This window comes from Bradyrhizobium sp. 186 (genome assembly GCF_023101685.1).
Classification (GTDB): Bacteria; Pseudomonadota; Alphaproteobacteria; order Rhizobiales; family Xanthobacteraceae; genus Bradyrhizobium.
The window spans coordinates 4,350,576-4,370,699 of sequence record NZ_CP082164.1 but is presented as its reverse complement, the minus strand read 5'-3'; the positions used below and the strand labels follow the sequence as shown (position 1 = coordinate 4,370,699).

Here is a 20,124-nt window from a genome sequence, read left to right as displayed (position 1 = left end):
ACTCTTCAATGGGATGAACCGCGAACGTGTGCACTCCAAACTAGACGAAATTGCACACGTTTGTACCCGTTTTGACCTCTCGGTGCACACATAGTGCACACGAAAGTCGGAGTGCACACGCGTGGCGACCTTCACTCAATTGACATCCGGAAACTGGCGCGTCCAGGTCCGCCGCAAAACCCGTTATGTGGCCGAGACGTTCCGTCGGCGCAAGGATGGCGAAGAATGGGCGCTCGAAAATGGAGCGCAACATTGACCGCAACGGCTCGTCCAAGCCCCGCGTGGTCCGGAACGTTCGCACGTTTGGCGATCTGATCGACCTGCACGACGAAGACATGCGCGAGGTCGGAAAACCGAGTTGAGGATTGCAAACAGCGCGCCTGCGATGCCGCCAGCGGCAGCAATGGTCCCGCCCTCTTCAAAGATTTCGGGGGCGTACGCTTCGTAGGCAAACCACCATTCGAACAATCGCCAGGGCAGATAGACCGGATAGCCGGCAAACAGGAACCAAGGCGCTCCAAGCCGCTCCTGAAAACCAAGAGCGGCCGCGGTCCATTGAGTTGCTCCCCACGTCGACGCTATGACGATGCCGAAGACGACAGTAATCTGACCGATGTAGATTTTTGCTGGAAACATCTTCCGCCCCACTCACTCGCGTTAGCGAGCGCGGCGAGATGAAAAGCGGGAGTGCGGTGAGCATTCAACCGGAATAAAAATCGTGGTCAGCAACGAGATCCGTGTCGATCAAACTCATCAGTGAGAGATCGATGATGGGCCAGTTTCAGCGTGGTTGAGGAAGCGCCTCAATAGAAGGTGAACGGCCTGACTAAACTGGATCAATCATCTGGTTCAGCTGATTGCTCAGCTCACCGACGTTGTAAGCAAGGAAGCGGGCGAATCGAAGTACGCATACGACGAAGACCGCCTGATTGACGCATGCGCGCGGGCACGGCGAGCTCTATGATGGCGTTGCGTGAAGGTCAGGCGGCCTGCTGACCGGCGGGCTTGTCGGCTTGGCGCAGGAGCTTCCATTCCCAGGGCAGCAGTTCGTGCAGACGCGACGCGGGAAGATCGGCGATACGGGCGAGGACGTCGGCGAGCCAGGCCTTGGGATCGACGTCGTTGAGGCGACAGGTCGTGATCATCGTCAGCATGATGGCGGCACGGTCGGCGCCACGCTGGCTGCCGGCGAAGGTCCAGTTGCGCCTTCCCAATGCGATGCCCCTCAATGCGCGCTCAGCGCAATTGTTGGTCAAGCAGATCCTGCCATCGTCGAGGAAGCGGGCGAAGTCGTCCCAGCGCCTGAGCATGTAGTTCATAGGCTTCAGGACCTCGGAGGAGCGCGAGAGGGTTTCGCGCTCACGCAGCAACCAGGCGTGCATGTCCTCGAGAAGCGGCTTGCTCTTTTCCTGGCGCACGGCGCGCCGCTCGTCGGCGCCGCAGCCATTGATGGCGCGCTCGATCTCGAACAACGCATCGAGGCGTCTGACCGCCTCCAGCGCGATCGGAGAGACCGGTTTGCCCTTCTTACCTTCCCGAGCATTTTTCTCGATGTCAGCCAGCTCGAAGAAGCCCCGCCGCGCATGGGCCAGGCAAAACGCCGGTGTGATCGGCATCGCTTTCTTTTGCGGGTCGAACAGCGGCTCGAAGCCGTTGTAGCAATCGGCTTGCAGGATACCGGCGAAGGCGGCCAGATGCTTCTGGGGGTGCTCGCCTCGTCGGTCGCTCGAGGCGTAATAGACCGCCGCCGGCGGCGCAGGCCCGGCGAAGGGCCGGTCATCCCGCACATAAGTCCAGATCCGCCCGGTCGTGCACTTGCCCTTCGCCAGGATACGGATGGTGGTGTCGTCGCCATGCAGGCGCTCGGCCGCGAGTACATGGCGTTCGATCAAGTGGAAGAGCGGCATGACGGCAAAGGTCCCGTGGCCGACCTGGTCGGCCAGGGTCGACAACGGCAGGTCGATCCCCTCGGCCTTAAAGCGCGCGCTCTGGCGGTTGAGCGGGATATGCATGCCGAACTTGTCGAACAGGATCGTCGCCAGCAATTGTGGGCCGATGAAGCCGCGCGGCGTGGCATGGAACGGCGCGGGCGGCTGGCTGATCTTCTCGCAATCGCGGCAGGTGAACTTCTCGCGTACCGTCTCGATCAGCTTGAAGCGGCGCGGGATCTCCTCCAGCGTCTTGGTCACATCCTCACCGATCTTCGCCAGCCGCGATCCACCGCAGCAGGCGCAGCTCGTTGGAGCCTCAATGACGACGCGCTCGCGTTCGATGTCATCCGGCCATGGCTTGCGCACCGGCCGCTTGCGCGTGAAGGCGCGTACGCTCTGCGCCTTTGCCGCCGCGGCCTGCGCGGCGAGCTCATCCTCGCTCGCCGTGGTGACGAGTTCTTCAAGTTCCAATTCCAACTGCTCGATCAGCCGCGCCGTGCGCTCGGAACGCGGCCCGTACAGTTCGCGTTTGAGCTTCTCGATCCGCAGCTCGAGATGCGCGATCAGCGCCTCATTGTCCGACAGCTTCGCCCGCGCGTTGGCCGCTTCGGCTTGCCAATTGATGGCTTCGGCCTGTATCCGGCTGACCTTCGCCGCGGCCGCATCGCGTTCGACCTCGACCCTCAGCCGCGCGTCGCGTTCAGCCCGCAACGCCTCACGTTCGATCAACAGCGCCGCCTGGGCGCTGGCGAGATCCGAAGGAAGGTCATCCGGCTTCAAACTCATGAAGCCAGTGAATCAGATTTCCCGGTAGGTTCAATCGCAGAATGCTATCCAACTCGCGTTGGACGCAAAGTTTCTTGAGGATTCCGCCAGTCGATCCCAGATAGCAGGTAAGAAAGCTGCGCCGGAGAGATCGTCACGGCTTCACCGGCAGCCGAAGGCCAGATGAATCTTCCTCTTTCGAGTCTTTTTGTAAACAGGCACGCTCCCTGAGAATCGTGCCAGATGATTTTTATCAGATCTGAACGGCGCCCCCTGAAGCAAAACAAATGACCCCCCAGTGGGTCATGCTTCAAGACCTCCTGCACCTGCAAAGCCAGGCTCGGAAAGCCGCGCCGCATATCGGTATGGCCCGTCGCCAGCCATACCCGCACGCCAGAGGGGATCGGAATCATCGCAGCGCCTTCAACACCGCCGACACCAGCAAGGGCGGCGCCGACCCGCAAATCCTGATCCGTCCGCTCCCCGTCAATTCCACCACGATCACTTCACCGGACGGTGCCGCTTCCTTGATCGGCTCCGCTTCCATCGCCGCTTCCACAAAGCCCTGGTCAGCAAGGTCCTGGCGAAGCCGACGCCGCCAGGTGTAAATCAGCCCCGTTGAAATATCGTGATCCCGCGCAACCTGCGCCACACACGATCCCGGCGCAAAGGCCTCCGCAACGATCCGGCACCGCTCATCCTCGCTCCAACGCCGCCGGCGTTCCGGCCCCGTCAGCACCGAAATCTGACCCATCAATCGCTCTTAAGCTCGCTCTTAAACACGTGCTTATGAGTGCTCAATCCGCCTCTCAGAACAAGGCGGCCTTCATCGTCTTTCAATTACCCACAATTTCTGCACCGACTATGGCCCCCAGCGCGATGTCGGTCAGGCGCGATAGCCCGCGCCACATGACCGTGTTGCCGGGCGGAGGATCGTGGGCGCGGGCGAGATAGCCGCCGAGCCTGGCGATCTTGGCCAGGTAATGTGAGAGGGTTTTCCGTCGAGCTTGCGGTTTGTCATTCACGAGTCGATCGAGCAGGGCGATTTCAGTTGCGGTCAACGCAAGAGTCGGTAGCGCCCCTGGAGCTGCGCGATTGAGCATCGTCATCCAGAAGACCCGCCAACTGAGGATGCAAAAGACAGAGATCAGGTTGGTCAGACGCTGGGCGGTCCGGAGCTTCGATTCCTCAGCTTTGCAGCCCGATTTGAGGATCTTGTGGAAGACTTCGATTTTCCATCTTAAGGCATACCATTCGAGTTTCTCGATTGCGTCGGCGCGTGAGCCCACAGGCAGATCTGTAATCAGCTTCCACTCGATCTTCTTTCTGTTCTTCGGCGTTACGCGCTCTTCGGCATGGATCACCGTCAAGATCAGCGCAGGATAGCGCTTCTGCTTCCCAATTGGCGGCAGGACGCGAATCTTGCGATATCTGATCTCAAGGACGGCTTCATCGGGATCGCCGTTGTTGTTTCTGACGTCGATGCGATGCAGTCCTTTGACGGCGACCTCGTCCATTTCGTCGGCGATCGTGTGATCCCCATCCCCAGCCAAGCGATTAACGCAAGTCCTGATCACGAAATGCGTTCCAGCTTCGCGAGCCGCGCAGAACAGCTCATAGATGTCGCTCTCGCGATCACCGATATGGATGCATCGTCCCGGATCGCGCAGCAGCTCTGTGGATTGCCGGACATTATCCAGCCATCGGACGCTCTCCTTCTTCTCGATGGGAACGCGCGTCGGGTTGATCTTCTTTTTAAGCGCGGCAGTCCCCTTGAATTTCTTTCGGGTCCAGAATTTGACGGCCGTCAGTCCAAGCGGCAGCCCCTCGGTCGTTACCGCCAGGCTCGAGTGCATCAGGATGCCGCAAACCGTGTGCGATCTCAGGCGGCCGGCCTTGTCCCGGCCGCTGTTTATGCTCTTGGTGATCCCGATCGCGTCTGAGTCCTCCCTTCGATAGCTGAACTCGGTTGTATCATGGAGCACCAGAACAGCACCGCCTGTGGCAATCGTGCGCTCACGCGTCGATTGAAAGTGGCCTGCCAGAATGTCCGCCTCACTGACCCGGTCGTTGGAGAAAAAACGATAGGCAGCCTTTGTGTTGGCCCAATCCTGGCAAACCAGCGGAATGCTTTCTCCCATGGCGCTCCCGATCTGCGCCACCAGTTTGCGGAGCCGCTTGTTCAGGCGCTCGTCGGCAAGGCTGCAGCCCGCGAGCTCACGATCAAACCATGCGCCTGCTTCTCCGTCCATTGGCACCGCCCCCGCGAATCGGTGCCAGACAAGGAATCACGGTCGATTCCTGCGATGCAACAGTTTATGCGCTCCCTCAGCCCACTCGGCTAAATGTGGGTAATTGAAAGCTTCATCGTGGGCGTACGAATCGAACGATCTCGTTTTGAGCGTTCGATTTCGAATTTGCGGCATCAACCGAGAATCCGAAGACGGGCCGGTTATACGCGTTCCGCGAAACGAGTATAATTTTCGCGAATCCCGACGTCTTGGTCATCACGGCTGCCGACGCCGATCATCCGTCGTTCGGTTGCGAGGACAAGGCGAAGTGGACTTATTTCGGTGACGCCTTCACTTCGGATCGGCAGCGATCGTCAGCATGGTAATCCCCTGATGGCAGGTGGCGCAAACTGCAGCCATTGCTGGTTGTGCGCCCTTGAACGATCGGCCACGCTCGTCGCCACCACCCCGGCTCGAAGGTGGTGACACCGAATACACGGGTCCGCCCGCGACGGCGGGATCTCGCCGGTGCGCACGGTCTCGAATACTGGCCTAAGCCCCAAGGTGGCATCTTTCAACCGTGAACCAGGAGAAAGCCATGTCGCGCCGCGGCTCTGCGGTTGCTGACTGAGCGGCATCGACCAAATCCACAGGTCGCTCTGTCTCAAGAATCGCCGCCCTGCGATGTCGCCTTGCGGCCGCATCGCCGACAATAGCGTTCCAACGAACGTCGTTTTGCGCACAAGAACGGATGTACCGGGGCGACCTGACCCGACTTGTTGCCCGTCCGCTTTGCGCCAAGAGCTGCCGCTCCAAATTGCGTTGCCGCAAGGCTCCGGGCCCCCAGTCCCGAGCGCGCGTTCGAGAACTGAACGTTGATCGGCCTTCAATCCTTTGAACGCGTAAAGGGTACAAAGCGCACAAGGCCGACGGCGCGCGTGGTCGTCTGGCCAGGGCCAGTTTTTTCGACCACGGTGAGGGTCTGAGTGGTGTAGGCCGGGCCCACTGGCATCACCAGTCGGCCCCCCACCTTGAGCTGGTCAATCAGCGGCGGCGGCACTTGTCCGAGCGCGGCGCTCACGACGATTGCGTCAAACGGACCGCATTCCGGCCAGCCGGCATAGCCGTCGCCAAGCCGGATGCTCACATTGTCATGCGAGAGATCCTTGAGTGTCTTGGCGGCCGCCTCGGCCAATTGCGGGATGATCTCGATGGTGCAGACCTTCCGCGCCAGATGCGCAAGAATCGCGGCCTGATAGCCCGAACCCGTACCGACTTCGAGCACAACATCATCGGGCGCGACGTCAGCGAGCTCGGTCATCAAGGCCACGATGTACGGCTGCGATATCGTCTGGCCGAGGCCTATCGGAAGCGGCCCGTCTGCGTATGCGATCGAGCAGGATCGCTCAGGGACGAACAGAAGCCGCTGCGTTTGCCCCATGGCCTTAAGGACTCTCTCCGACAGCCCCTGCTGTCCCGAGACACTGACGTAGGACCGGGCGTGAGCGCGGATGGTCTCGACCATGGCGGCGCGTTCGCGGACGCATTGGGTGTCTTCCGGTGCATCTTGCGCGATCGCTCCCCGCGCCACAGCAAGCATATAAATCAGGAGCAGCAGCAAGGTCTTCATGAGCCGTGCGGTCTCCTCAAGAGGTCCGCGAGTCGCGTCGACCGCTTGGCGCGACGCGTGGATTCAATCGATCAAAGAACAGCCCGCCTGGTCCTTTTTTTCTGAACCACGATGGCGCGCTCGCGCATCCGTCCACGGATACAAACATCCTCCAAATTCGGACCAGGCGAACTCATGCCGGTCATCCCCCGGCTGACCTTTGATGCATAGGCCAACACGGCGTGCTAGCGCAGGGGCACTACCGTGACCCCAGGCGGCGGCGCGTCGTCGTCGGGCACAAAGAAGTCCCGCGCCAGCGGGACAGAAGGATCCACGCGATAGCGCTCGAAGTCACGTACTCCGCTGGAATAGAGCAGCTTATCATCGATACAGAACTGCCCGGTGAACTCGCGCGACGGCTTCGTGAGGATGACATAAGCCGCATCTCCCATGATCTCGGGCGTTCGGCTCGCGCGCATCATACTGTCGCCCCCAAGGAGATTGGCGACCGCGGCGGTAGCGATCGTAGTGCGCGGCCATAGCGCGTTGACCGCGACGCCCGCGCTCTTCAGCTCGGCCGATAGGCCCAGCACGCACATGCTCATGCCGAACTTCGCCATGGTATAGGCGGTGGAGTGCTCGAACCATTTCGCCTTCATGTCGAGCGGCGGCGACAACATCAGGATGTGCGGATTTTCCGCCTTCTTCAGATGCGGGATACAGTATTTCGACACCATGAAAGTGCCGCGGGTATTGATGCCCATCATCAGGTCAAACCGCTTAATGTCGGTTGCTTGGGAGTCGGTCAGGCTGATGGCGCTGGCGTTGTTGACGCAGATATCGATGCCACCGAATTCGGCGACAGTCTTGTCAACAACGGCGATCACCTGGGCCTCGTCGCGAATATCGCAGATGACGGGCAGCGCCTTGCCGCCGGCCGCGCGCACCTCGTCAGCCGCGGTGAAGATGGTACCCTTGAGCTTCGGATGCGGCTCCGCGGTCTTCGCGGCGATCGCGACATTGGCGCCGTCGCGCGCTGCACGCAGCGCGATCGCAAGCCCAATGCCGCGGCTCGCACCCGAGATAAACAGCGTCTTGCCATTGAGCGATGACATTAGAGGTCTCCACGCCGCTGCCGTCGCGGCAAGTATACTCCAGTATGGCGAGTGTCGACAGACATCCCTATCAAGCGCACCTCACCCGAGGCTTCTGGCCCTTCTGAGACTTGTGGGTGGGACGAACGTCCGCTTTGCGCGCCAATAGCTGCCCTCCCCGCCTCGACGTCGGTAGTCGAGCCAATACGTTTCCGAACAGGACCGATCTGTCGCCTTGGCCCCAAAGACACTGGAATCGATTACGGCCGAACACAGCCGACGAGGAATCCCTTCTACCAGTGCGCACAAATCCACCGCGACGCGAACCCGCGAGCACCTGCGTCCCGCGAAAGTTCAGGCCTTGTGGTAGACGGTTTGCAGGCCATAGACCGGCGTCGGGATGCCCTCGTAGCGTGCTTTCAACTGCAGGGAAAGGAATTGCGAGTAATGGCGCGACTGATGCAGATTGCCGCCGTGGAACCACAGGCCTTCCTGCTGCGTCGGCTTCCACATGTTGCGCTGTTCGCCTTCCCATGGGCCGGGGTCCTTGGTCGTGTTCGAGCCGAGCCCCCAGACCTTGCCGACCTTGTCGGCCGTGTCCCGGCTGATGAGGTCGGCCACAAAGCCGTTCATCGAGCTGTAGCCGGTCGCATGGACGATTACATCGGCGGGCAGTTCCTTGCCATCGTCGAGCCTGACGCCGTTAGGCGTGATTTCCTCGACCTGACCTGCGGCCAGCTTGACCTTGCCGTCGATGATGAGGTGCGAGGCGCCGACATCGATGTAATAGCCGGAGCCGCGCCGCAGATATTTCATGAACAGCCCGGAATCATCGTCGCCGAAATCGAGCCGGAAACCGGCTTTCGTTAGCCCCGCATAAAACTCGGCGTCGTCCTCGCGGATCTTGTCATAGACCGGCTTCTGGAACCCAGCCAGGATCTTGTAGGGCAGCGAGGCAAAAGTCAGATCAGCCTTCGCCGTGGTCATGCCGCCGCGGACGGCGCGCTCGGAATAGAGATCCGCTATCGATTCCATCAGCGAATCCGAGCGCACGACATGGGTGGTCGAGCGCTGCACCATGGTCACGTCGACGCCGGCCTCGTACAGGGCGGCGCAGATGTCATGCGCGGAATTGTTCGAGCCGATGACAACCACCTTTTTCCCTTTGTAGCGGTCGGCACCTGGATGACGCGAGGAATGGTGTTGCTCGCCCTTGAAAGTGTCCATGCCCCTGAATTGCGGCATGTTCGGCTTGGCCGACATACCGGTCGCAAACACCAGCTGCTTCGGCTTCAGCGTGATCTCCTTGCCATTGCGCTCGACGGTGACGATCCATTCTTTGCGGGCGTCGTCCCAGTCGGCGTGCTTGGCCGTGGTGCCAGTCCAGTAGTTCAGCTCCATGACCTTGGTGTACATCTCCAGCCAGTCGCCGATCTTGTCCTTGGGCGAAAATACCGGCCAGTTCTTCGGGAAATCGATGTACGGCAAATGATCGTACCAGACCGGGTCGTGCAGACAGAGCGACTTATAGCGGCTGCGCCAGGAATCGCCGGCACGGTCGTTCTTTTCGACGATGATGGTGGGTACGCCAAGCTGGCGCAACCGCGCTCCGAGCGCGATGCCGCCTTGGCCGCCGCCTATGATGAGCACATAGGGCTGGGTCTTGATGCCGAGCTGCTCGGTTTCCTCGTCGCGCAACTCCTTCCACGTTTTGGCACCGGGATTGACACCGTGCCGGGCGCCGAGCGGCCGGGTGAAGCCCGCCTTTTCCTCGTGACCTTTCAGCTCGACCATCGTCGTCAGAAGCGTCCAGATCTGGCCGTTCTGGAGGCGGACCAAGCCGTAGCCCCGTGCGACTTCGGTCTCGAACGAGATCCAGCACTCGGTTACACCGCCGGCTTCAGTCGCGCTTTCCCCATCGGCGATTTTCCAATTGCGCGACTTTGTGTGCGCAAGGCAAGAGCTGAGCATCTCCCGGACCTGATCGCGGCCTTCGAGGGTCTTTATGTTCCAGGTGAAAGCAACGAGGTCGCGCCAGTAGCATTCCGAAGCGAACATCGCTACGGCGGCGTCGAGATCACCTGCCGCAAGAGCCGCTTCGAATTTGTCAAGAAAGACCTGGACGCGCGCGTTGAGCGTGGTGTCGAGCATGACTTCCTCCCGGCGGGTCGGTTTCAATCCTTCTGCAATTACCGAAACTACCTTATCCCAACTATCGAACGAATCCATACTTGCGACGCCCGATTTCCCGGGTAACCCCATTGTCGCGCGGTGCCCTTAATTACCGCTACGGAGTAGTATCTGCTTGTGTCCTGAGCAGAAGGGCGGGCAGCCATGACCGCGTCGGCTATCGGTCGTTCACTGAACTTCTCTTGGCTGCTAACGCCCGCTTTGCGCCACTAGCGGCCGACGGCCGGATTCTTCGCGCCCGGCCAAGCACTCGCGCGGCGGTGCAAGCCCGCTACCATCAGGAGCACTAAATCGCGGAGGATCGCATGCGGGAGCAGCAGGAAGACAACGTGTCTCCCCGGAGACCGCCAACCCTTATGCCCGGCGCCGGCGGCCTTAGCGTTTTTGGCGGGTCATTTGGGCGCGCATAGGCCCGAGAACCGATGACTTGTGCCATTCAATAGCTTCGCAGAATACGCGCCCGAGCCGAACCCTGAGGGATGTCATCTGGTTTGCTGGTTTGCGCTCAACCCGTCCGCTAACCGCGTTCGCCGGCATCTGGACCGAGTTCAAGGGCGACCGTGGCACCAAGTCCAAGCCGATCCCAGGACCGCACAACGTCTATGGCTTCTTGACGATACGCGGAATGCCGTTGCGGACCCGATCCGTCCCAAAGCGATGCCGGTGATTCTGACGAGCGACGAAGAGCGCGATGTATCGATGCGAGCGCCTTGGGATGAGGCGAAGGCGTTGCAACGCCCGTTGCCGGATGATGCGCTCAAGATCGTGATGCATACCCAGGATAAGGAAGATCGGGCGGTGAACTAAAGAACTAGTGGCTCATCACAGTGATTTTGACTCTTTGGCGGTGGCTGGATAGGCGCGGCCGAGTTTGGCGCGGGCCTTGTCGGTTGTGAACATCCATTTGATGCGGGCTCGGGTTTTATTCCGCCGCTTTTGCCATGCTGCGATCTCGTTTCGGAGCCTTTTGGGGTCGTCGATGCGGCGGCCGAGGCACTGGCGCTGGAGCACGCTGATCTCGCACTCGACCATATTGAGCCAACTGGCGTGTTTCGGGGTGAAGTGGAATTCGAGGCGGCGCAGGATGCGACGGGCCTCGGCAGGCGCAAATGCTTGATACAACGCGCCGGCGGTATGGATCGACAGATTGTCCTGCACGAGGCGGATGCAGTCGGCGTCGGGATAATGGACGTCGACGAGTTCGCGCATGCAGTAGGCGTAGTCCACGGCGGCGCGGTGCTCGGTGACCTTGACGTTGCGCCAGCCACGATGCGGGTCGAAGGTAACGAAGAGATTGACGGTGCCGTTGCGGCGGTACTCGTAATCGTAACGCTCGCGCTGTCCCGGCTCGGCTGGAATCGGCTGACGGACCTCGCCGATGAGCTGGACGGGGGTCTCGTCGAAGCAGACCAGCGGCCGGACGGGATCCGGCGCCTCGGCGTAGAGGTCGAGCACGTCCTCCATGCGGGCGACGTATTCGCCGTCGACATAGGGGATGCACCACATGTCCCTGCGCCATGGCTTGAGGTCGTTCTCGGCCAGCCGGCGACGCACGGTCTCGCCCGACAGGCTGTCATGATCGGTGAGCTTGACCATCGTGTCCGCCAGCAGCGTCAGCGTCCAACGTTTGCGGCCGGCGGGCGGCTTGGCGCACGCCGTCGCCACCAGCAGGGCCTCCTCCTTGCCGGTCAATTTGCGCTCTGCGCCCGGACGCGGTTCCTCGCTCAAGGCCCGCTCCAGATTGCCTTCCACGAAGCGGCGCTTGGTCCGGCCGATGCTGGACAGGCTGACCCGGACAGACCGGGCAATCTCCGCGTCGCAACTGCCGGCATCGGCCGCCAGCAAAATCTGCGCCCGCTTGAGCTTGCGGGCAGCATGCTTCCCGCCGCCCAGCATCGCCGTCAGTTCGTCCCGCTCGATTTGGCTCAATTCGACCCGATAACGTACATTCATGCTTCGCCTCCTTGTCGGAGGCCGGGACGAATCCAGCGATGAGTCAAAAATCAGGCACGCACTTCACGGAGAAGCAGGGACACTACCTGGCCTTTATCTACACCTACGCGCACATGTTCGGACGCCCACCCGCCGAAACCGACATGCAGCGCCATTTCCGCGTCAGCCCGCCTTCGGTCCACCAGATGATCGTCACCCTCGAACGAAACGGTTTCATTCGCCGTCAACCTGGCGTCCCCAGAAGCATCGAAATCCTCGTGCCGCCGGAAAGCTTGCCGATCCTCGAATGGCTCGGTATCAAAACGTCAAAATCACTGACTAGGTCGCCGCTATCCCTCCGCCATACGCCTTCTCTTGGCTATCTGCGCATACCCGCCGCGACACCGCCACGGTGGTAAAGCTCAGAAATTGAAATAAAACGTGAAAAAAAGAGCGGGGATATTCCCCAAAGCTGACTTGATTTCTCCCTTCGCTAACTTCCTCAGCGTGTCTATTGATGAGTAAGCAGCGATGACTGATCAGCAGTTGGCCCTGCAAGCGATTAGCGAAGCGCAACTCATATTGGAAGAATACCTTCAGCCCTGTCCCAAGGATAATACGCTTATCCTTGAAAAGTTGGTGGAAGTTCTCGAACGCCCCTCCTTGATCGTTGCTGTAAGTCGATTGCAGCAACAAGCAATGGCAAATGTCTATTCAGCTCTGTCAATGTCCTCAGTTGCTACCGTTCTCACGGCTGGCAATGTCCAGGCTCAAAGCATTCCTCCGGAAGGCCCGGTCTCCGTTATATTCAGCGCCACGCCCATTCCAGCCCCCAAGCCGATGCCGATCGGCATCGGAAGAGAGTTTGCCCTCGTGACCAAACACGCGCCATCTCTTCGTCCGTCAGCAGACTGCGGTGATCAATTCGATCTGAGCGCATCTTGCCGAGTTTTGCATTGTCGCAGCGGTCGGACGTAGTGGTGTCGATCAACCGCTTGATAAACGGGAAAGTAGCGATCATTGATCTTTTCAAGGAGATCAAAAAGTCAGTCATGCTGGACGATGCAACTGCCTAGTCTAGGCGTCGACGATGTCCGATCTACGATCACTAACGCCGGAGATAACTTTCCGCCGAGGCATTAGCTATGCCGGCGGTCTGGTCGCAATTGGAGTGATCTATTTCGTCCTGGCGAAAGGCGGCCTTACTCTCGCCTCTATTCATCCCAGTGCAACGCCAATTTGGCCACCGACGGGCGTCGCGCTGGCGGCGGTGCTGTTGTGGGGATATCGGACTTGGCCCGCAATTTTCATTGCAGCAATGATCGCCAATGCGACGACCGCCGGCTCGGTTGCCACCGCAATTGCGATTGCGACCGGCAATACTCTTGAAGCCGTTGTTGGCGCTTATCTGGTCAATCGATGGTCGAGCGGGTGCAATACGTTTTCGAGACCAAATTCTGTCGCGAAGTTTGCTCTGATCTGCATCGTGATCGCGACGCCGATCAGCGCGAGCATTGGTCTGACCAGCCTGGCGGCCGCCGGGTACATCGATCGGACCAATTTCGTGAACGCCTGGGTCACATGGTGGCTGGGAGACGTGACCGGCGCGCTGGTCATTACCCCTGTTATCGTGCTTTGGGCATCAAGCCACGACCATGCTTTCAACCGCAATGAATTTTTGGAGACGGTCGGCGTCCTCGCAACAGCGGCGGTTGTTGGACTCATTGCTTACAGTCCCCTGATCGAGCAAACGCCGAGCCGAGATCCACTGGGTTTTCTCGCGATCCTGCCAATGTTGTGGGCGGCGCTGCGCCGCGGTCCGCGTGATACCGCAACGGTTGCGCTGGTGCTTGCCGGCATCACCATTTGGGGGACGCTCACGGGCGGCGGCCCCTTCACGACCGCGGATCTCAACGTTTCATTCCTGCTGGTGTTGATGTTCCTGATCAGTATTACGGTTCCGAGCTTGTTACTGAGCGCCGACGTCGAGGTCCGCAAGAAGGGGGAGGAAAGTCTGCGCCGCGCGCAGATCGAACTCGAACGGAAGGTAGCAGAGCGTACGCAAGAGCTTGAGCTCGCCAATGCAGCAAAATCGCGCTTTCTTGCCATGGCCAGCCACGATTTGCGGCAGCCACTACATGCACTGGGCTTGTTCGTTGCCCAACTGCGCATGCCGCTCAGATCGGGGGAACGGACAAGGACGATCGAGTTGGTCGATGCAACGCGCAAAGAAATGGATGAAATGCTCAATTCGCTCCTGGATATGTCCAGGCTCGATGCTGGGATACTCATACCCACAATTACTGAATTCCCGATCGCGCGCCTGTTGCAAAAAATTGAGACGACGTTTGATCAGGCAACGCAAGAAACGGGCTTGCGTCTACGCGTCAGGCGAAGTGACGCCTGGGTGCGGAGCGACGCCATGCTGCTCGAACGCATACTGCTCAATTTGGTATCCAATGCTGTGCGCTATACATTGCGGGGCGGGATCATTGTCGGCTGTCGTCGGCGCGGTCAAATGTTGCGCATCGAAGTATGGGATAGTGGTCCCGGCATTCCTGAGGATCAGAAGCAGAATATCTTTGGCGAGTTTTTTCAACTTGCTGCCCGAGACCGGAACCGGTACGGCAGCATGGGGCTCGGCTTGGCTATCGTCGACAGGCTTCGCCTGCTTCTCAACCATCCAATCGACTTAGCTTCGACTGTGGGCCGAGGTTCGCGATTCGCCATCCTGGTTCCGATGGCCGATGAATGCGACACGTCCACCGAGCCCGTCGACTCACCTCACCCCGCGGCCTTTGCTGTCGAAGGCAAGGTCGTTCTTGTTATTACCGATGCTCCAATCGTGCAGGAGGGAACGGGCGGATTGCTTGGCAGATGGGGATACTTCGTCCTGACCGCCGCATCCGACGAAGCGGCACTTATCCGACTTGCGGAGCGCCAACAACGCCCCGATCTTATAATCTCGGATTATCATCTTGCGAGCGGAAAGACCGGGATCCGAGCTATTGAACAAATCAATGCGGCGTTTGGTTCATCAATTCCAGCAATTCTCATCAGCGGCGATACGGCACCCGAACCATTACGTGAGGCCAAGGATAGAGGATACATTTTGCTGCACAAGCCTGTCGACCCAATGCGGCTCCGCGCTGTCATGCACGAGCTCTTTATGGATCATGATGATAGAAGAGATACCCGGTCGGCTTTATGACTCAGATTTCGGAGACGATTCCCAGCCCATTTTTCCTACTTTTATGACTGCCTCGGTGCGGCTTGTTACGCTGAGCGCCTTGAGAACGACCGTGATGTGGTTTTTCACTGTCGGCACTGCCATGTTGAGGGTCTTGGCAATGATCTTGTTGCTTTTTCCCTTCATCAGAAGCGCAAGCACTTCGATCTGCCGATCGGTCAATCCGAGGCCCTTAGGAAAGTCGGGCGTCGTTGGTTTATTTGTAAGCCGCGGAGACGGTGTTTCCTCGAGGATTTCCGAGGGAATGTAAATGCCGCCAGAGAACACTAGCTCAATGGCGTTGAGCATGACCTCTCGTTCGGTCGTTTTCGGGATGAAACCCAGAGCGCCAAGTTTGAAAGCGCGCTTGACCGTGTCTTGATCATTCGAGGACGAGAGAATGATGATGGCAATGGTCGGATAGCGGTCTCGCAGTTCGCGGAGGACAGAGAAGCCATCTCTGTCAGGCAAATTGATATCAAGCAAGATAAGGCTGATGTCGGGATGTTCCTCGACTATGTCCATTGCCTGACGGCTGCTCGAAGCTTCAAATATGACGGCTTCTCGCTTCAGTTGTCTCAGAACGGCGTACAACGCCTCGCGTATCAGTGCATGATCGTCAACAATAAGAACTTTCATGAAAAGCTCTCCGTCATCCCATGGCACGGAGATCCAATTGAAGAAATCATACACCCACCTTTGGGTCTTTGGCGAGGAAGGGGCTGGCGGGAAGATTGACCCCGAAATCGTCCATTCTTCATCCCTGGCCGAACCAGCGGTTCACGGTTAGGCACTCAAGATAGAAGTCGAATGCCGTTGTGTGCTGTAATTGAAATAAGCTCACAGGACGCCGAAAAAGCGAGTGCGGACCACGAGAGTCGCGGGATTCAGAGTGCGGATATCTGTAGGTACCTTGATCATAGGACCTAAGAACCCCTCGGTGAGGACCTCCGGCTGATTTACGCGCTGTACCGTTGAACGATAATCGTCCAACCAACAGCCTCCCGCGCCAGGAGGTTCTATCAGGCGTCGCCATAATTCGCGGCCGGGTTCGGCGCGGCTGATGTTTTTCGTCAGATTCGGTCCCTCTTGAAACGTGCTTGGACGCCGGACGGGGAACCAGATGCTTGATCGAACTGCCCCCCCGAAGCCATTGGCAGGCGCGCTGCCGGAGCTGAAAGGCTACGGCCGCGATCTGCGCATTGATGCCTGCCGCGGCATCGCGCTCTGGTGCATCTTTCTCAACCATGTCCCCAACAACGTCGGGAGCTGGCTGACGCTGCGCAACTACGGCTTCAGCGATGCCGCGGAAGTATTCATGTTTCTTTCGGGTTTGACCTGCGCGCTGTCCTACGTCAAGGCACGGCAGAGCGGGGGCTGGACCGGCGTGATCGGCCGGACGCTGTGGCGAAGCTGGGATATTTACGTCGCATTTCTGCTGCTCACGCTCGCCTGCGCCGTCGTGGTTCACCTCGCAGGCGGCGGCCCTCTTGCCGACAGGAGCAATACGCGTATCCTGTTGGATCAGCCGGGCGTGACGCTCGCGCACGCGGCGATCCTGCAATACCGCCCGGTCAATACCGACATCTTGCCGCTCTTCGTGCTTTATCACCTTTTGTTCGCGCCGCTGCTGTGGCTGCTGCTGCGAGCGCCGAACGCAACGCTCGGCGCGTCGCTGTTGCTTTACACACTGGTGCACGTCTTCGGCTGGACCATCCCGGCGTGGCCGAACAGCCACTGGTTCTTCAATCCGCTAGCCTGGCAACTGCCGCTTGTGCTTGGCGCGTGGTGGATCATCGAGGGCAAGAGATTCCGACCGTGGGTGACCTCACGCACCGCGCTTGTGCCTGCCGTTCTCTATCTGGTGTTCAGCCTCATCATCGCATTGAGCTGGAGCATCAAACCGCTGGAAGCGCTGGTCCCGCAGCCGCTGCTGACGCTGCTTTACCCGATGGACAAATCGAATCTCGCTCCACTGCGACTGCTGCATTTTTTGGCCCTTGCGGTTTTGGTCGTATGGTTCGTGCCTCGCGATTGGCGAGGGCTGACGACGGCGGTGATGCGTGGCGCCATTCTCTGTGGCCAGAATTCGCTGCCAATCTACTGCCTCGGCGTTCTGCTGACGCTGGCCAGCCACCTGGCGCTACTCGACATCTCGGACGGGCTGATGATGCAGATCGCGCTCAGTGTTGGTGGCGTCCTGGTGATGGTCGCGGCGGCGACGCTGCTGAACTTGATTAACACCAAACCCAGGCAGCAGCCGCACGCGAAGTCCGCCGACTTGCCCGTCGAGCAGCCAACCAAGTTTGAGCTGGCCATCAATCTCAAGACAGCCAAAGCGCTCGGCGTTGACATTCCGCCCACGCTGCTCGCCTCGTGCCGACGAGGTGATCGAATAAAGATGCTGTTTGCTCCAGTGCGCGAGTCCGGCTCCGGCGCTGATCCAGTGCCAGCAATCGCGCACGCCTTCGGGCTACCAGCGAAAAATGTGGGGCAGGATGTGAATTAGATCACAAGGGGGCCTTTGTACAGGAGCCAAGGCCATGATTTCCCACCCAAGGACCCACAAGAGAGCGGTGCTGATCGCGGCGTACGTGATGTTTGCCTGCGTTGCGGCATTACTGTCGGTCAACTTGACGTCACCCACCAGCGCCGCGCTCGGCGCTGGCTGGCAGTGCAGCCGGTTTGCGCTCGTACTCACGACCTGCACCCCGGTGCCTGCACACGAGACCGCTTCCACTGGCGTGCGCAAGCGGACCTAGTACCCGACAAAACGAACATCATGCTGCGAATGTCAGCTGAAATCAGCGGACACCCTCTGCGAGGGCTCCTTTCCTAATTTGAGTCGGGCTGGCGATGCGCTCGGCCAACTCCAACAGCAGCTCGGTCTTGCGCTCGGTTGGAAAGTTCGGCGGATGATATGCCATCTTGGTCAGGAATTCCTGGAACCAACGATCCCATACGTGGCCGCACCGATCATGAGAACGCATCTTTGGCGCGGTGCATGGCCGGCGACCTCGGGCTTCCCCTTGATCCAACGCGGTGATCAGCCAGCCCTATAAGGCCGATCCCGGTGCTTGGAGACCAAGTTCAATGCCTGCTACTGCTCAGATCCAATTGCCCGAACGCATTATCCACCGGCCGCAACGCCTCGACTTGCTCGCAATGTAACCTCAAACCTCGACCTGCATTGCTGCACTCGAGCACGATCGGCTGGAACACGCACACGATAGCGCCTTCGCGCAGGCACCACGACCCGAACATCAGCTCCAGGCGCTTCCAGGCAAGTGTGCAAGACTTGCCCGGGTTTCAATGATTATCCAAATGTCGCCTATGTCGCTTGATGGCCCTTCTCCGACCAACGGGTCACGCCGAATGCCCGCTTTGCCGCCAAAAGCTGCCGCAAGACTGTGCTTCATTGGCGCGATAGGGTGACGTCTCATAGGCAAACCGGGCCCTGACCCGCTTTCGCAGTTTGCATCGCAAGCGGGCGCTGACATTTGGGAAGCCGTTGGCTGGCTCGGAACTGGTAGAGCACCTGAAGGCTGCGACTGTCACCGCCCAGACAGTCTACGAAAGTTGATTTCATGGAGTTGAACATCATGAGTTTCTCGCATTAGATAAATCCTTTGGACTACGCGCAGCACATCGCGGACTGATCACCATCCGTTTTTTGGTTGATAGATGACCCTGGGCCCACGTCTTTCGCAAAGCGGACGGCCGCGCCTGATTCTAGGCGGCACCACGATGATGCTGGTCCGCGCAGTGACGCTTGTCGTGGCGCTGGGCTCAACTCGCGCATACGCCGCTGACATTGGCTATCTGGCCCCGCCAGGAAGCCCTGCGAAGGAATTCCCCTCACCTCGGCGTCCGGTTGCGCCGATCGCCACCCTGAGCCGCTCCGCCGAGGAGCACCGCGATTCTCTGAATGAGGCCGGTGAGGTCGCACGCCTCCTTGAGCTGAAACCAGGCATGACGGTCAGCGATATTGGTGCAGGCAGCGGCTACTACACGGTCCGTCTCTCACATCTCGTCGGCCCCAGCGGCTCGATCATCGCCCAGGACGTCATGTGGGATTACCTGATCGAGCTCCGCAGGCGAACGGAACGATTGGGGCTCATAAACGTCACATTCGCGAAGGGCGAACCACACGACCCCCGCCTGCCCACTTCCTCGCTGGATGCCGTCATCCTGGGACACATGTATCACGAAATAGCCCACCCCTATGCCTTCCTCTATAATCTCGCGCCCGCCATGAAGCCGGGCACGCGGATTGGAATTGTCGACTTCGAGCGTCCGACCTCAAAGCATGGCACGCCGATTGAGCTGTTGCGTTGCGAACTCACCGCCGTTGGCTATGGCGAGATCGCTACATATCAGCTCGCAGGCGATGGAGGATACTTGGCGGTGTTCGTTCCACCGCAGGAGGCGGGTCGAATATCTCCCCGCGATATCGTTTCTTGTACGGATCGTGCCGGCTCTCGCTGATTAGAGGTTGCCGGAGACCGACACGAGTCCCAGCCGGGCCCGATGTTTCTCAAGTCCGGAGGTTGCGATCTGTAGCTTGCCACCGTAGCTGCTCACTTCATCTTTCTAACTGGGGCCAAGGCTTCCATCCAGGGTGTCTCAGCTGTCCCACTCCGTCCCATTGTCGGCAATCGAGAAGGTGAGACGCGACAGGCGCCTGCCGATTTCATAGGTCAGCCGGGCGCAGCGGGACTCACTGACAAAGAGCTGCCCTCCCCTGAGTTACAGACCCAAAATGACTTGCTCCCATCGTACGAGATGATCTCGACAATGGGTAATGCGTCTTTCCGTCTATCAGAATTGCCTTCAAAAAATGCTCGCTGAACCACAACACGGCGCGACTGTCGCTCGCCCCAGCCGGCTTCAGCATTTTGCCGTTGCACCTCCGCAAGAAGAACCTCACGCGTCTGCTCACGCAGCGCCCCGACGGCATCTTCGATGCGCCTTTACGAGGTGGGCGAGATCAGCCTCGCGGTGCCCTGTGAGAAACATACGACAGCCTCAGTCCTCACGCGGCGGCAATCGTCTCAAGCGTGTTATTCGCGCTTGTGACTCTTTGAAGCTGCGCTGGGTCATTCGACCCAATCGCGTTGCATTCCTGGAAGTAGGAAGACAG

At 59.5% G+C, this 20,124-nt stretch carries 16 protein-coding genes and 2 pseudogenes; 8 read left to right on the top strand and 10 right to left on the bottom strand.

What is annotated here, in order from left to right:
* Positions 1-239 precede the first annotated feature (239 nt).
* Positions 240-362: a hypothetical protein gene (locus IVB18_RS51650; RefSeq protein WP_256477140.1), complete on the top strand. Its 123-nt coding sequence runs from the start codon at positions 240-242 to the stop codon at positions 360-362.
* Here the strand turns inward: IVB18_RS51650 and IVB18_RS20805 are convergent.
* From IVB18_RS20805 to IVB18_RS20785, 5 genes and pseudogenes are all read right to left on the bottom strand, one after another.
* A pseudogene (locus IVB18_RS20805) lies at positions 340-636 on the bottom strand (conjugal transfer protein TraG); the annotation flags it as partial. The gene IVB18_RS51650 and the pseudogene IVB18_RS20805 sit on opposite strands and share 23 nt — an antisense overlap.
* A gap of 344 nt (positions 637-980) precedes the next feature.
* On the bottom strand, positions 981-2,717 hold the full coding sequence (locus IVB18_RS20800; RefSeq protein ID WP_247989757.1) for an IS66 family transposase: 1,737 nt from the start codon (positions 2,715-2,717) through the stop codon (positions 981-983).
* Positions 2,718-2,761: 44 nt separating this feature from the next.
* The gene (gene tnpB / locus IVB18_RS20795) at positions 2,762-3,109 is read right to left on the bottom strand and encodes an IS66 family insertion sequence element accessory protein TnpB (RefSeq protein ID WP_082758020.1); all 348 of its coding nucleotides are present in this window, start codon (positions 3,107-3,109) and stop codon (positions 2,762-2,764) included.
* Entirely contained in the window at positions 3,106-3,450 is a 345-nt protein-coding gene (locus tag IVB18_RS20790) for a transposase (protein WP_188106852.1), read from the bottom strand. Before IVB18_RS20790 ends, tnpB begins: the two co-directional genes overlap by 4 nt.
* Positions 3,451-3,532: 82 nt before the next feature.
* Positions 3,533-4,948 carry an IS4 family transposase gene (locus IVB18_RS20785; RefSeq protein WP_247983252.1) on the bottom strand — a complete coding sequence of 472 codons (1,416 nt, stop codon included), beginning with the start codon at positions 4,946-4,948 and terminating at the stop codon, positions 3,533-3,535.
* A 224-nt stretch (positions 4,949-5,172) separates the two neighbouring features.
* Between IVB18_RS20785 and IVB18_RS20780 the strand changes: the two genes are divergently transcribed.
* Complete coding sequence (locus tag IVB18_RS20780; RefSeq protein WP_346732672.1) at positions 5,173-5,313, top strand: C13 family peptidase; 141 nt, start codon at positions 5,173-5,175, stop codon at positions 5,311-5,313.
* A 500-nt stretch (positions 5,314-5,813) separates the two neighbouring features.
* Here IVB18_RS20780 and IVB18_RS20775 read toward each other — a convergent pair whose 3' ends face one another.
* The 3 genes from IVB18_RS20775 to IVB18_RS20765 form a co-directional block, all read right to left on the bottom strand.
* Positions 5,814-6,557 carry a protein-L-isoaspartate(D-aspartate) O-methyltransferase gene (locus tag IVB18_RS20775; RefSeq protein ID WP_247990829.1) on the bottom strand — a complete coding sequence of 248 codons (744 nt, stop codon included), beginning with the start codon at positions 6,555-6,557 and terminating at the stop codon, positions 5,814-5,816.
* 224 nt (positions 6,558-6,781) lie between these two features.
* Positions 6,782-7,651 carry an NAD(P)-dependent oxidoreductase gene (locus IVB18_RS20770; RefSeq protein ID WP_247990828.1) on the bottom strand — a complete coding sequence of 290 codons (870 nt, stop codon included), beginning with the start codon at positions 7,649-7,651 and terminating at the stop codon, positions 6,782-6,784.
* Between the two features lie 333 nt (positions 7,652-7,984).
* Entirely contained in the window at positions 7,985-9,781 is a 1,797-nt protein-coding gene (locus IVB18_RS20765; RefSeq protein ID WP_247990827.1) for an NAD(P)/FAD-dependent oxidoreductase, read from the bottom strand.
* A 447-nt stretch (positions 9,782-10,228) separates the two neighbouring features.
* On the opposite strand from IVB18_RS20765, the pseudogene IVB18_RS20760 reads away from it, so the two are divergent.
* A pseudogene (locus IVB18_RS20760) lies at positions 10,229-10,627 on the top strand (SOS response-associated peptidase); the annotation flags it as partial.
* A 15-nt stretch (positions 10,628-10,642) separates the two neighbouring features.
* Here IVB18_RS20760 and IVB18_RS20755 read toward each other — a convergent pair.
* Positions 10,643-11,773, bottom strand: coding sequence for an IS630 family transposase (locus tag IVB18_RS20755; RefSeq protein WP_247984173.1), 1,131 nt, complete (start codon positions 11,771-11,773; stop codon positions 10,643-10,645).
* A gap of 38 nt (positions 11,774-11,811) precedes the next feature.
* Between IVB18_RS20755 and IVB18_RS20750 the strand changes: the two genes are divergently transcribed.
* The 3 genes from IVB18_RS20750 (at position 11,812) to IVB18_RS20740 (ending at position 14,963) form a co-directional block, all read left to right on the top strand.
* Positions 11,812-12,171: a helix-turn-helix domain-containing protein gene (locus IVB18_RS20750; protein ID WP_346732651.1), complete on the top strand. Its 360-nt coding sequence runs from the start codon at positions 11,812-11,814 to the stop codon at positions 12,169-12,171.
* A 112-nt stretch (positions 12,172-12,283) separates the two neighbouring features.
* Positions 12,284-12,730 (top strand): hypothetical protein, encoded by a 447-nt coding sequence (locus tag IVB18_RS20745; RefSeq protein WP_247990826.1) that lies wholly within the window; start codon positions 12,284-12,286, stop codon positions 12,728-12,730.
* Between the two features lie 112 nt (positions 12,731-12,842).
* A complete protein-coding gene (locus IVB18_RS20740) occupies positions 12,843-14,963 on the top strand; it encodes an MASE1 domain-containing protein (protein WP_247990825.1) in 2,121 nt (706 codons plus the stop codon).
* Here the strand turns inward: IVB18_RS20740 and IVB18_RS20735 are convergent.
* On the bottom strand, positions 14,958-15,620 hold the full coding sequence (locus IVB18_RS20735) for a response regulator transcription factor (RefSeq protein WP_247990824.1): 663 nt from the start codon (positions 15,618-15,620) through the stop codon (positions 14,958-14,960). The two genes, IVB18_RS20740 and IVB18_RS20735, sit on opposite strands and share 6 nt — an antisense overlap.
* Before the next feature lie 514 nt (positions 15,621-16,134).
* Between IVB18_RS20735 and opgC the strand changes: the two genes are divergently transcribed.
* Positions 16,135-17,490 (top strand): OpgC domain-containing protein, encoded by a 1,356-nt coding sequence (gene opgC / locus IVB18_RS20730; protein WP_247990823.1) that lies wholly within the window; start codon positions 16,135-16,137, stop codon positions 17,488-17,490.
* 1,238 nt (positions 17,491-18,728) lie between these two features.
* On the top strand, positions 18,729-19,469 hold the full coding sequence (locus IVB18_RS20725) for a methyltransferase domain-containing protein (RefSeq protein ID WP_247990822.1): 741 nt from the start codon (positions 18,729-18,731) through the stop codon (positions 19,467-19,469).
* Positions 19,470-20,124: the final 655 nt, after the last annotated feature.